The 12,078-nt window shown below is 67.8% G+C and carries 14 protein-coding genes; 10 read left to right on the forward strand and 4 right to left on the reverse strand.

Annotated features, from left to right (window positions below; all coding sequences use genetic code 11):
• Positions 1-2 precede the first annotated feature (2 nt).
• Both menD and EJK91_RS10185 read right to left on the reverse strand, forming a co-directional pair.
• On the reverse strand, positions 3-1,664 hold the full coding sequence (gene menD / locus EJK91_RS10180) for a 2-succinyl-5-enolpyruvyl-6-hydroxy-3-cyclohexene-1-carboxylic-acid synthase (RefSeq protein WP_024442602.1): 1,662 nt from the start codon (positions 1,662-1,664) through the stop codon (positions 3-5).
• 10 nt (positions 1,665-1,674) lie between these two features.
• Positions 1,675-2,505: an alpha/beta fold hydrolase gene (locus tag EJK91_RS10185; protein ID WP_125078869.1), complete on the reverse strand. Its 831-nt coding sequence runs from the start codon at positions 2,503-2,505 to the stop codon at positions 1,675-1,677.
• 92 nt (positions 2,506-2,597) lie between these two features.
• On the opposite strand from EJK91_RS10185, the gene EJK91_RS10190 reads away from it, so the two are divergent.
• Positions 2,598-3,266 (forward strand): sensor domain-containing protein, encoded by a 669-nt coding sequence (locus EJK91_RS10190; RefSeq protein ID WP_036457962.1) that lies wholly within the window; start codon positions 2,598-2,600, stop codon positions 3,264-3,266.
• A 4-nt stretch (positions 3,267-3,270) separates the two neighbouring features.
• Here the strand turns inward: EJK91_RS10190 and EJK91_RS10195 are convergent, their stop codons facing one another.
• Positions 3,271-4,224 (reverse strand): o-succinylbenzoate synthase, encoded by a 954-nt coding sequence (locus tag EJK91_RS10195; protein WP_125078870.1) that lies wholly within the window; start codon positions 4,222-4,224, stop codon positions 3,271-3,273.
• Positions 4,221-5,048, reverse strand: a complete 828-nt coding sequence (locus EJK91_RS10200) for an amidohydrolase family protein (protein WP_125078889.1) — start codon at positions 5,046-5,048, stop codon at positions 4,221-4,223. Before EJK91_RS10200 ends, EJK91_RS10195 begins: the two co-directional genes overlap by 4 nt.
• A gap of 110 nt (positions 5,049-5,158) precedes the next feature.
• Between EJK91_RS10200 and EJK91_RS10205 the strand changes: the two genes are divergently transcribed.
• From EJK91_RS10205 to menE, 9 genes are all read left to right on the forward strand, one after another.
• On the forward strand, positions 5,159-6,061 hold the full coding sequence (locus EJK91_RS10205) for a 1,4-dihydroxy-2-naphthoyl-CoA synthase (RefSeq protein WP_024442597.1): 903 nt from the start codon (positions 5,159-5,161) through the stop codon (positions 6,059-6,061).
• Between the two features lie 103 nt (positions 6,062-6,164).
• Positions 6,165-7,049: an SDR family oxidoreductase gene (locus tag EJK91_RS10210; RefSeq protein WP_125078871.1), complete on the forward strand. Its 885-nt coding sequence runs from the start codon at positions 6,165-6,167 to the stop codon at positions 7,047-7,049.
• Positions 7,049-7,453, forward strand: coding sequence for a VOC family protein (locus tag EJK91_RS10215; RefSeq protein ID WP_125078872.1), 405 nt, complete (start codon positions 7,049-7,051; stop codon positions 7,451-7,453). Before EJK91_RS10210 ends, EJK91_RS10215 begins: the two co-directional genes overlap by 1 nt.
• Positions 7,454-7,566: 113 nt before the next feature.
• Positions 7,567-8,844 carry an inorganic phosphate transporter gene (locus EJK91_RS10220; protein WP_125078873.1) on the forward strand — a complete coding sequence of 426 codons (1,278 nt, stop codon included), beginning with the start codon at positions 7,567-7,569 and terminating at the stop codon, positions 8,842-8,844.
• A complete protein-coding gene (locus EJK91_RS10225; RefSeq protein WP_024442593.1) occupies positions 8,841-9,137 on the forward strand; it encodes a hypothetical protein in 297 nt (98 codons plus the stop codon). The genes EJK91_RS10220 and EJK91_RS10225 overlap by 4 nt, the downstream gene beginning before the upstream one ends.
• A 43-nt stretch (positions 9,138-9,180) precedes the next feature.
• On the forward strand, positions 9,181-10,386 hold the full coding sequence (locus EJK91_RS10230; protein WP_125078874.1) for an inorganic phosphate transporter: 1,206 nt from the start codon (positions 9,181-9,183) through the stop codon (positions 10,384-10,386).
• Positions 10,383-10,553 carry a hypothetical protein gene (locus tag EJK91_RS21760; protein WP_164517930.1) on the forward strand — a complete coding sequence of 57 codons (171 nt, stop codon included), beginning with the start codon at positions 10,383-10,385 and terminating at the stop codon, positions 10,551-10,553. The genes EJK91_RS10230 and EJK91_RS21760 overlap by 4 nt, the downstream gene beginning before the upstream one ends.
• 58 nt (positions 10,554-10,611) lie before the next feature.
• Positions 10,612-10,914, forward strand: a complete 303-nt coding sequence (locus EJK91_RS10235) for a DUF3349 domain-containing protein (RefSeq protein WP_036457956.1) — start codon at positions 10,612-10,614, stop codon at positions 10,912-10,914.
• A 71-nt stretch (positions 10,915-10,985) separates the two neighbouring features.
• Positions 10,986-12,071 (forward strand): o-succinylbenzoate--CoA ligase, encoded by a 1,086-nt coding sequence (menE, locus tag EJK91_RS10240; protein ID WP_241178674.1) that lies wholly within the window; start codon positions 10,986-10,988, stop codon positions 12,069-12,071.
• Positions 12,072-12,078 lie beyond the last annotated feature (7 nt).

Genomic DNA, 12,078 nt, shown 5'->3' on the forward strand with positions numbered 1-12,078 from the left:
TCTCACAATGCGGCCTTGATCGCGGCGTGCAGTGCCCGCAACGATGAGCGGTCGGCTTTGACCTCGAGCACCCGCACCCCACCGGCGGGCTCGGCGAGCGCGCCGGCCAGGGCATCGGCCTCGATCCGCTGAAATTCGACGTGATAGGCGTGGCACAACGCGGCGATGTCGACGTCGTGCGGGGTGCCGAAGATTCGCGACGAGACGTCGGCGAACCGTGGATCTCCTTGCTCGAGCAGCTCGAAGATGCCGCCGCCGTTGTCGTTGGAGACCACGATCGTCAGCTCCTGTGGCCGCGGCTCGGTGGGCCCGATCAGCAGCCCGGAGCTGTCGTGGACGAACGTCAGGTCCCCGATTAGCGCGATGGTGCGGCCGTCGGGGTTCTGCTGCTCGTGCGCCAGGGCCGCACCGACAGCGGTGGACACCGTGCCGTCGATACCGGCGACCCCGCGATTGGATCGCACGGTGACGCCTCGGGCGCTCGTGGCGTTACCCAGCCCAACCAAGGCGGCGTCGCGTACCGGGTTCGAGGCGCCCAACACCAACTGATCGCCGGGACGCAGCGCGTCGGCCACGGCGGCGGCCACGTGCAGGCCGGTGGTGAGCGGATGCGCCGCCAGCTGGTCGCGCACCGCGGCGTTTGCCTGGGAGTTCAGCTCCGCGCAGCGGCGCAGCCAGGCCGGGTCCGGTTCGCCGGAGGTGACGGCTCGGGTGCCGGTGGCCTGCGAGTTACCCGAAACGTCCGGCCAGCGTGGCCCGGTGGTCAGCGCATAGACCGGCACGCTCGGGTCGGCCAGCAGGGCCGACACCGGACGATGCAGGGTGGGCCGGCCGGCCATGATCACCTGCTGCGGACGCAACAGCGGCAGGGCCAGCGGGTGCAGTGGATTCTCCGGCATCGGGGCCGTCGGCTCGGCGACGGTGGGCAGTGCCGCGAGATTCGGGTGCGGCCCGGCACCGTGCCCGGCGATCACCACGGTGTCTGCAGACAGGTCGATGTCCAGCGGCTGGTCGAAACTGACCGGCGGGGTCAGAGTCCAGGGACGCCCGTGCGGCCGGCCCGGCGGACCCGTGCCCGTGCCCGTCCCTGAATCGGGATCGGGCACCAGCGGTTCGCGCAGCGGAATGTCGAACTGCACCGGCCCAGCGTTCGCGGTGCGAGATCCGGTGGCAGCGACCAATACTCGGCAGACCGCCGACCGCCAGGTGGCGTTGAGAGCATCCATCCGCTCGGGGGCGTCCTCGGCCAGCCCCAGGCTGATGGCGGCGCGAACCTGGGTGCCGAAGTAGCCGAGCTGCTCCATGGTCTGGTTGGCGCCGGTACCCAGCAGCTCGTAGGGACGGTTGGCGCTCAGCACGATCAGCGGCACCCGCGCGTAGTTGGCCTCGACCACCGCCGGACCCAGATTGGCTACCGCGGTGCCCGAGGTCATCGCCACACAGACGGGGGCTCCGGCGCTCACCGCCAGCCCGATCGCCAGGTATCCGGCGGTGCGTTCGTCGATACGGACATGCAGGCGCAGCCGGCCGGCCCGGTCGGCGTCGTGCAGCGCGAAGGCCAGCGGCGCATTGCGCGATCCCGGGCACAGCACCACGTCGCGGACACCGCCGCGGATCAGCTCGTCGACGACGATGCGGGCCTGTGCCGTCGAGGGGTTGGTCATTGGTACCAGGTTAGTCGTGCGCCGGAGGCATCGGCGCCCACCGGAAGGGCTTGCCGTCGACCTCGGCGAGAAACTCCAAGGCTGCCTTGTTGACCTGGTCCGGTTTCTCGATGAATCCGAGGTGCCCGGCGTCGGGAATCTCCAGGTAGCGCGCGCCCGGGATCGCGTCGGCGACCTCGCGGCTCAGGTGTGCCGGGGTCACGACGTCGTCGCCGAAACCGATCACCAGCACCGGCTGAGTGATGTTGGCGTAAGCGGGCAGCCGGTTGGTCAATGGCGCCACGTCGAGCTGGCAGCGCAACCCCGGGGTGCTTTTGACCGGCCACATGGTGAACATCGCGATCCAGTCCTTGATCGCGGCGTTATCGCTGAGCGTTTTCGGCGAAAAGCTCTCCAGCAGACGCACTTTGGCTTCATATTCGGCGGGAAGTTCGACACCGGCTTCGGCGAGCTTCGCCTCGGCCTGATAAAAGAACTCCCGGGCGCGGTCGTGGCGGCCACGGGTGGCCATCAGGACAGCGGATTTCACCAATTCGGGCCGGGCCAGCATCAATTCCTGAGCGATGAACGAGCCCATCGACACCGCGACGATGCGGACCGGGCCGATGTTCAGCGATTCGATGAGCTGGGCCGTGTCGGCCACCATGGTTTCTGTGGTGAACCCCGAGGCGTTCTCGGTGGCACCGATGCCGCGGTTGTCGAAGGTGATCGGACGGTACCTGGCGAGCTGGAATTCGCGCACCTGGTGCAGGTGCCAGCCGCGACCGGCGCCGCCACGCCCGGCGATGAACAGAACCGGCTCCCCATCCTGATTACGGTCATCGTAGGCGAGGTTGGTCACCAGAGTGAAGGTACGCGACCCGTCCACGCTTTATGGTGTCAGGATCGCAACTGCGCAGCTGGGGAACGGTGATACGGATACGGAGCGTCGGGTTGGCATGCACGCTGGCGCTGGCCGCTGCGCTCATGGCCGACTGCACCCGGGTGACCGGCGGCGTGGCGGTGCCGGCCGACCAGGACGGACCCCGCCCGGTGACGGCTGCGATGCTGCCGGAACTGCTGCTGAAGGCGACTACCGTCAGCGACATCATGGGCGCACGCGGGATGCGGGTCAAAGACTCCCGCACGCGGATGTTCGATTCGGGTCGCCAGTTCCCTGACCATGGCTGCCTGGCGGCGTGGATGCCCGTCGAGAAGTCGGTGTATACCGATGCGGACTGGACCGCGACCCTCACCCAAACCCTTACCGAGAACGCACAAGACCACTTCGTGATTCAGGCCGCCACGGTGTTCGCCACCCGGGATGCGGCACGCAGTTTCTTCGATGCCACCGCCCGCGCTTGGAGCTCCTGCGGCGAGCGGACATTCGCGACCGCCAAGGACGGCTACCCAGACACGTTTTGGACGTTCGACACCGTCGCCGACGTCGACTCAACGGTGTGGATGACCCAGCATCAGGACGACAGCGCGGGTTGGTCCTGTCAACGGGCCCTGCGGGTGACCAACAACGTTGCGATCGACGTGCTGGCGTGCAAGCTCTATGTCAGCGACGAAGCCGTCACGATCGCCAACGGGATCGACGCGCGGCTGCCCAGCGTGTGAGTGCTCACCGCGGCAACAGTCGATGGCAGACCTTGATTCGGTCGATCCACCACTGGCGCCGCTGCGGCGAAGCAGCCAGGGCGTGCAAACGGGCGGGGTCCGGGACCACAGGCCGCACCGGGAGGTAGCCGTCTTCTTGTGCCGTGGTCTCGGCGATATCGTCGACGAACAGTGATCCTGTGCCCAGCCCGCAGGCGTGCTGCAGCTCCGGCAACGCGGCCGCTGCCCGCAGGCCGGTCGCGATACCGACCGCCGAGTCGATCGCGCTGGAGATCACCACCGGGATGCCGATCTGCTCAGCGATCGTCAACAGTGCTGAAATGCCGCCCAGCGGAGCGACTTTCAGCACCGCGATATCGGCGGCGCCGGCTTTCGTGACGGCCAGGGGGTCGGAGGCTTTGCGGATGCTCTCGTCGGCGGCCACCGGGGTGTCGATGCGACGGCGCAGCTCCGCGAGTTCGGCGACGGTGGCGCAGGGTTGTTCGAGATATTCCAGTGCGCCCAATGCCGTTGCCGCCTGGACCGCCTGATCGAGCGTCCAACCGCCGTTGGCATCGACGCGCACGGTGGGGATGAGCGCGCGGACGGCTTCGACGCGGGCGACATCGTCGGCCAGGGTCTGGCCGGGTTCGGCGACTTTGACTTTGGCGGTGCGGGCGCCGGGGAACCGCGCCAGCACCTCGGGGACCCGATCGGCGTCGACGGCGGGCACGGTTGCGTTGATCGGAATGCGGTCGCGGAGCGGTTGTGGGAGTTGGCGATAGGCGCTCTCGAGTGCGGCAGCCAGCCAGTGCGCCGCCTCGGGCGGTTCGTACTCCACGAAGGCGCCGAACTCGCCCCAGCCTTCCGGGCCGTCGATCAGGGCCACTTCGCGCACCGTGATGCCGCGGAACTTGACGCGCATCGGCAGCGCCACCACGTGTAGGCGGTCAAGGATGTCGTCGAGGGGCGGCGTCATGCCCCGCCACCCAACTTGAACACCCGCTCGGCATTCTCGTGCAGGTAATCCGCGCGCGCCTGATCATCGAGCCCGAGATCGTCGAGCCCGTCGAGTGCATGGCCGTGCATGATCATCGGATAGTTGGTGCCGAACAACACCTTTCGCTGCCCGGTGCGGGTTCGCATGAAACGGATCAACTCGTCCGGGAGCCGCTTGGTGGTGTAGGCGGAGGTGTCGATGTAGACGTTCTCGTGCTTGCGGGCCACCGCGACCATCTCCTCGGTCCACGGATAGCCGACGTGTCCGCACACGATTGCCAGCTCAGGAAAGTCCAGTGCCACTTGGTCGATGTAGGGAATCGGGCGCCCGGTTTCCGACGGTCGCAGCGGGCCGGTATGCCCAACCTGGGTGCAGAACGGCACGCCGAGTTCCACGCACTCGACGTACAGCGGGTAGTAGCGCCGATCGGTGGGAGGCGCGTTCCACAGCCACGGCACCACACGCAGGCCGACGAATCCGTCGTCGCGAACCCGGCGCCGCAGTTCGCGGACGGCCTCCATCGGGCGGTCCAGGTCGACGGTGGCCAATCCAGCGAACCGATTCGGGTGCGCTGCGACCCATCCCGCGACTTCGTCATTGGAGACCAGGTCCATGCCGTTGGGTCCGCGCCAGGCACTGAGCAGCCCGAAATCCACACCCGCGGCCTCCATCGCCGACACGGTGGCCTCGATGGGGATCTCTTCGTCGGGCATAGCCCCGCCGGTCCAGCGTCGCAGCGACGCCAGCATGTCGTGGTCGAGGAACCGCCGGGTCGGGTGCTGCATCCACACGTCGATGGTCATCGCCTCCACCGTAGACAGCTCGGTCAAGCGGTGGTCCCAGCTTCGCCTCTTCGATGCCGACACCGGCGTCACGGGCAACCTGAGGCCGCCGCCCCGGTACCGTCGCAAGCGTGAGCAGTAACCCCTTTGACGAGAGCATCTGGCGCACCGTCGACGGCTTCGCCGACCTGACCGACATCACCTATCACCGCCACGTCACCGACGCGACGGTGCGGGTGGCGTTCAACCGTCCCGAGGTGCGCAACGCGTTTCGGCCGCACACCGTCGACGAGCTGTACCAGGCGCTGGACCATGCCCGGATGTCTCCCGACGTCGGGGTGGTGCTGCTGACCGGTAACGGGCCGGCGCCCAAGGACGGCGGCTGGGCGTTCTGCTCCGGCGGGGATCAGCGCATCCGCGGCCGCAGCGGCTACCAGTACGCCTCCGGGGAAACCGCCGACACGGTCGATGTCGCCCGCGCCGGACGGCTGCACATCCTGGAGGTGCAGCGGCTGATCCGGTTCATGCCCAAACCGGTGATCTGCCTGGTCAACGGCTGGGCGGCCGGCGGCGGACACAGCCTGCACGTGGTGTGCGACCTGACCCTGGCCAGCCGCGAGCACGCCAGGTTCAAGCAGACCGACGCCGACGTGGGCAGCTTCGACGGCGGGTACGGCAGCGCCTATCTGGCCCGGCAGGTGGGCCAGAAGTTCGCCCGCGAGATCTTCTTCCTGGGCCGCACCTACACCGCCGAGCAGATGCACCAGATGGGCGCGGTCAACGAGGTCGTCGACCATGCCGAGCTGGAAGCCACCGGCGTGCAGTGGGCCAAGGAGATCAACGGCAAATCGCCTCAGGCCCAACGCATGTTGAAGTTCGCCTTCAATCTGCTCGACGATGGGCTGGTGGGCCAGCAGCTGTTCGCCGGCGAAGCCACCCGGCTGGCCTACATGACCGATGAGGCCGTCGAGGGCCGCGATTCCTTCCTGGAGAAACGCGATCCGGACTGGAGCAGGTTCCCCCGCTACTTCTAGACGCCAACGCCTCGAGCCTGCGGTTGGCGCGAAGAAGTGCGAGTGGCGCCGACGGTAACTACAGCCTCGGCACGCAAAGAACCCCCGCATAGACTGGCTAACCATGAGCCGAAGCCCGCTGCGCCGACTGTCCGACCAGATCACGCTCGCGACCATGCGCCCCCCGGTCGCCGCGCAGCTGATGCACCGGCCCGGCGCCAAGCCCGTCGACCTCACCGGCAAGCGGGTGCTGGTGACCGGCGCATCCTCGGGTATCGGGGAGGCCGGCGCCGAACAGTTCGGAGCAGCGGGCGCCACCGTGATCGCGGTGGCCCGCCGCCAGGAGAACCTCGACGCACTGGTTCAGCGGATCACCGCCGCCGGTGGCACCGCGCACGCGATCGCGTGCGATCTGTCGGACCTGACCGCGATCGATGCCCTGGTCAAGGACGTCGACGAACAGTTCGGCGGAGTGGACATCCTGGTCAACAACGCCGGCCGGTCGATCCGCCGACCGCTGGCCGAATCGCTCGACCGCTGGCACGACGTCGAGCGGACCATGCAGCTCAATTACTACTCGCCCCTGCGGCTGATTCGCGGGTTCGCCCCCGCCATGCGCGAGCGCGGCGACGGCCACATCATCAACGTCGCCACCTGGGGCGTGTTCACCGACTCCTCGCCGCTGTTCGGCGTCTACAACGGCTCCAAGTCCGCGCTGAGTGCCGTGAGCCGGGTCATCGACAGCGAGTGGGCCCGCGACGGCGTGCAGTCCACCACGCTGTACTACCCACTGGTGAAGACCCCGATGATCGCGCCCACCGCGGCGTTCCAGGGCAAGCCGGGGCTCACCGCGCAGGAGGCCGGCGCGTGGATGATCGACGCGGCCAGATATCGCCCGATCCGTATCGCGCCGCGGCTGGCGCTGGCGTTCCGCGCTCTGGACAACCTCAACGCGGGCTGGGCCACCGCCCTGGTCAAGCGGAACCGGATCGAGCCGGTCGAAGACTGATGGAGATTCTGGCCAGCCGGGTGTTGCTCCGGCCCACCGACTATCAACGCTCACTGCGGTTCTACCGCGACGAGATCGGATTGGCGATCGCCCGCGACTACGGCGCCGGAATGGTCTTTTACGCCGGCCAGTCGCTGATCGAACTCGCCGGGCACGGTAACCCCGACCAGCCCGGCGCGCACTTCCCCGGGGCGCTGTGGCTGCAGGTCCGCGACGTCGCCGCGACCCAAGCCGAACTGCAGAGCCGCGGGGTCCCCATCACCCGGGAAGCGCTGCGGGAACCGTGGGGGCTGCGTGAGATGCACGTCACCGATCCCGACGGCCTGACGTTGATCTTCGTGGAGATTCCCGAAGACCATCCGCTGCGCCGGGATACCCGCCAGGACAGCCCCCGCAAGCCTTGAGGTTAACGACGGGGAAACAATGCGATACGTCTCGACATACACCGGCGTTTCGCGGGGGCCATGGTTAGACAACGGCCCCATCGAGGCCGCAGAATCAGTGCCGTGATGCTCTCGTGAGCCTTGATCTGTTCCTTTTGATCATCGTGGTGATCACGGCTTTGGCCTTCGACTTCACCAACGGATTCCATGACACCGGCAACGCGATGGCCACCTCGATCGCCAGCGGAGCGCTCAAGCCCAAAGCAGCGGTCACGCTGTCGGCGTGCCTGAACCTGATCGGCGCCTTCCTGTCGACCGCCGTGGCCGCAACGATCGCCAAAGGCCTGGTCGATGCGCACCTGGTCACCCTCGAGATCGTCTTCGCCGGCCTGGTCGGCGGCATCGTGTGGAACCTGCTGACCTGGCTGCTCGGAATCCCGTCGAGCTCCTCGCACGCCCTGATCGGGGGCATCGTCGGAGCGATGATCGCCGCGGTCGGCGGGCACGGGGTGATCTGGCAAGGGGTGGTCTCCAAGGTGCTGGTCCCCGCGATCCTGGCCACCGTGATCGCCACCGTCATCGCCTCGGTCGGCACCTGGCTGGTCTACCGCATCACCCGGGGCGTCGACGAGAAGCGGTCGGAGAAGGTGTTCCGGCACGGCCAGATCGGCTCGGCGGCGCTGGTGTCGCTGGCCCACGGCACCAACGACGCTCAGAAGACCATGGGGGTGATCTTCCTCGCGCTGATGTCCTACGGCGCGGTGAGCACCTCGGCCACACTGCCGCCCCTGTGGGTGATCGTCAGCTGCGCGCTGGCCATGGCGGCCGGCACCTACACCGGCGGCTGGCGGATCATCCGCACCCTGGGCAAGGGCCTCGTCGAAATCAAGTCGCCGCAGGGCATGGCCGCCGAGTCCTCCGCAGCCGCGGTCATCCTCCTCTCCAGCCACTTCGGTTACTCACTGTCGACCACCCAGGTCGCCACCGGGTCGGTGCTGGGTAGCGGCGTCGGCAAGCCGGGCGCGCAGGTGCGCTGGAGTGTCGCCGGACGGATGGTGGCCGCTTGGCTGGTGACGCTGCCGATGGCCGGTGGGGTCGGTTCGGGCGCATACGGCCTGGTCCACGGGATCGGCGGCTACCCCGGCATCACCATCGGTGTGGTGCTGCTGATCACCACGGTCCTGGCGATCTGGCTGCGGTCACGCCGGGCCCGCATCGACCACAACAACGTCAACGCCGACTGGGACGGCACCCTCACCGGCGGTCTCGACGCACCCGGCGTGCAACCCGACGAAGCGGGCCGCGAAGTCGAGAACGCCCTCCGATCGGCCTTCGGGACCGGCCAGGACGGCGCTAAGTTGACCCTCGTCGACACTGACGGCCCCAACTCGCGTGAGGTCATCCGATCATGAGCCAGTGGTTCAACCTCGCAGCAACGTGCAAGATCCTGGTTTTCGGGCTGCTGGTGGGTGGGTTGTTGCCGGCGCTGTTCGCGGTAGGGGTCCGAGTCAACGTGGCCGGTAGCAGCGGTGTCTCCGCGGTCCCCGGCGGTGCCGCGAGCGAGCGCCGACCATTGCTGCTCGCCGTGAGCTGGGCGATCTTCCTGCTGGTGCTGGCCGTGGCGGTCCTCGGCGTGCTCTTCATCGCCCGCGACTTCCTCGGTCACCACCTGGGCTGGTACTTGCTCGGGGCCAAGCGCCCCTGACCCGGTTCGACAAGCCAGGCGTGCGACTGCAAAAATCCGCACGGTGACCTTGGAGCTGTTCCTGTTGATCACGGTCGTGATCACCGCCCTGGCTTTCGACTTCACCAACGGCTTCCATGACACCGGCAACGCTGTCGCCACCGGGATCGCCAGCGGTGCGCTCAAGCCGAAGACCGCGGTAACGCTCTGCGCCACGCTCAACCTTGTCGGGGCGTTCATGTCGACCCAGGTGGCGGCCACGGTGGCCAAGGACCTGGTGGTCACCAACCTGGTGACGCTGGAGGTCATGTTCGCCGGTTTAGTCGGCGGCATCATCTGGAACCTGGCGACCTGGTTGTTCGGTATCCCGTCAAGTTCCTCGCACGCCCTGATCGGCGGCGTGGTGGGGGCCATGCTGGCCGCGGCCGGCACCGCCGGGGTGCGGTGGCCCGGGATGGTATCGAAGGTGCTGGTGCCGACGGTGATCGCCGTGCTCGCCGCCACCCTGGTCGCCACCGTCGGAACCTGGCTGGTCTACCGGCTGACGCGGGGAGTCTCCCGTGGGCGCGCCCTGCGCGACTTCCGGCGGGGTCAAGTGTTCTCTGCTGCCCTGATGTCACTGGCGCACGGCACCAACGATGCCCAGAAGACCATGGGCGTGATCTTCCTCGCGCTGATCTCCTACGGCGCGGCCTACAAGACCGACGTCACGCCGCCGCTCTGGGTGATCGTGTCGTGTGCGGTGGCAATGGCCGCCGGCACCTATTTCGGCGGATGGCGAGTCATCCGCACCCTGGGCAAGGGGCTCGTCGAAATCGAATCCCCCCAGGGCATGGCCGCCGAATCATCCTCGGCGGCCATCATTTTGCTGTCCAGCCACTTCGGCTACTCGCTGTCGACCACCCAGGTGGTGACGGGATCCGTGCTGGGTTCGGGCCTGGGGAAGCCCGGCGCCACCGTGCGCTGGGGAGTTGCGCGCCGGATGGCGACCGCGTGGGTGATCACCCTGCCACTGGCCGGGGCCATCGGCGCGGGCACCTACCACCTGATCCATCGCATCGGCGGCTACCCCGGCACGATCACCGGAGTGACGCTGCTGGTGGGCGTCTCCGCACTCATCTGGCTGCAGTCCCGCAAAGTCCCGGTCGACCACACCAATGTCACCGCCGAGTGGGGTGCACATATGACCGATGGCCTCGAAGTGATTGCACCGCAACCCACTACCTCTGGCCCGTCTCGCGAGATCCGCGCGGAGGGGGACCGTGCGTGAACACCGTGAGCACCTGGTTCGACTACGTGGCCACCGGCAAGATCCTGGTCTTCGGCCTGCTGGTCGGCACCGGCGTGCTGTTCATCGCCCGCGATTTCATCGAGCACCGCATCGGCTGGCAGTGCGACGACTGGGGCAACTGGGACGAGGTGTTAGGCGTTGATTAGACGTAATATTGCAGCTGACATGTTCCTTCCGGTGTCGGCGCGGGGAAGTTGACGCAGTATGAACAAATTTCTTACCTCGATCGTCGCCTGGCTGCGCGCCGGGTACCCCGATGGCGTGCCGCAAAACGACTACGTTCCGCTGTTGGCACTGCTGTCGCGGCGGCTGACCAACGACGAGGTCAAAGACGTTGCCCGGGAATTGATCGGCCGCGGCGAGTTCGACCGCGTCGACATCGGAGTGCTGATCGCCCGCTTGACCAACGAACTGCCCGCTCCGGAGGATGTCGAAAGAGTGCGAGAACGGTTGGCGGCAAAGGGCTGGCTGCTCGACGACGCTCCCACCAACGGAGGGAACCCATAGCACGCCTGCGTGCGCTGGCCATCCCACGCGGTGATGCCGTCGCGACGCTGCTGCCCGCCTTGCAGGGTGTTCTGGAAGGTCGCCACGCCGCGTTCACACCGGTAGGCCCCGACACCGATCCGTCGGCCCTGACCGCGCTGCGGGTGGGCGATTCCATCAACGGTGATATCGCACTGGTGGTGGCGACGTCGGGAACCACCGGGTTGCCCAAAGGCGCTCTGTTGACCGGTGCGGCGCTGGCGGCCAGCGCCACGGCCACGCACGACCGGTTGGGCGGCCCGGGCAGCTGGCTACTGGCGTTGCCTGCACACCACATCGCCGGAATCCAAGTGCTGGTACGAAGTTTGGTGGCCGGCACGACACCCGTGCAGCTCGACGTCACCGAGGGATTCGACGTCGCGCAGCTTCCCGCAGCGGTGGCGGCGCTCGGCTCCGGGCGGTGCTATACCTCGCTGGTCGCCACCCAGTTGGCCAAGGCGCTGGCGGTCCCCGCGGCCACGGCCGCACTGGCCGAACTGGATGCGGTGTTGTTGGGCGGAGGTCCTGCACCGCAACCGATCCTGGACGCGGCGACGGCCGCCGGCGTGACGGTGGTGCGCACCTACGGCATGAGTGAGACCGCCGGCGGTTGTGTCTATGACGGGTTGCCGTTGTCGGGCGTCCGGTTACGCATCGGAAACGATGGACGGATCGCGATCGCCGGCCCGATTCTGGCGCAGGGTTATCGCGACCCCGTCGAACCGGACCCATTCGCCGAGCCGGGCTGGTTCACCACCAATGACCTTGGTGCACTTGATTCAGCAGGCCGCCTGACCGTGCTCGCCCGGGCCGACGACGCGATCAGCACCGGTGGATTGACCGTTCTGCCCGGTCCGGTGGAGGCGGTGTTGTCGACGCATCCCGCAGTGGCCGAGTGCGCCGTTTTCGGGATCGACGACGACCGGCTGGGGCAGCGCGTCGCCGCCGCGATCGTGGTGGCGGGCGCGACGCCACCGACACTGGAGGCGTTACGCGCCCACGTCGCGGAGACACTGGACATCACGGCGGCGCCGCGCGAACTGCATGTCGTTACTGCGCTCCCCCGCCGCGGAATCGGCAAGCTGGACCGAAAAGCACTGGCGCAACAGTTTTCTTCTGGCGGCACCGCACCCGCTTAGACCACCG

This window comes from Mycobacterium sp. P7213 (genome assembly GCF_900604305.1).
Classification (GTDB): Bacteria; Actinomycetota; Actinomycetes; order Mycobacteriales; family Mycobacteriaceae; genus Mycobacterium.

Excerpts from the sequence above, each read along its gene's own strand:
- menD (WP_024442602.1), bottom strand. The coding sequence starts at position 1,664 with ATGACCAACCCCTCGACGGCACAGGCCCGCATCGTCGTCGACGAGCTG.
- EJK91_RS10195 (WP_125078870.1), bottom strand. The coding sequence starts at position 4,224 with ATGACGCCGCCCCTCGACGACATCCTTGACCGCCTACACGTGGTGGCG.
- EJK91_RS10200 (WP_125078889.1), bottom strand. The coding sequence starts at position 5,048 with ATGACCATCGACGTGTGGATGCAGCACCCGACCCGGCGGTTCCTCGAC.
- EJK91_RS10210 (WP_125078871.1), top strand. The coding sequence starts at position 6,165 with ATGAGCCGAAGCCCGCTGCGCCGACTGTCCGACCAGATCACGCTCGCG.
- EJK91_RS10215 (WP_125078872.1), top strand. The coding sequence starts at position 7,049 with ATGGAGATTCTGGCCAGCCGGGTGTTGCTCCGGCCCACCGACTATCAA.
- EJK91_RS10225 (WP_024442593.1), top strand. The coding sequence starts at position 8,841 with ATGAGCCAGTGGTTCAACCTCGCAGCAACGTGCAAGATCCTGGTTTTC.
- EJK91_RS10235 (WP_036457956.1), top strand. The coding sequence starts at position 10,612 with ATGAACAAATTTCTTACCTCGATCGTCGCCTGGCTGCGCGCCGGGTAC.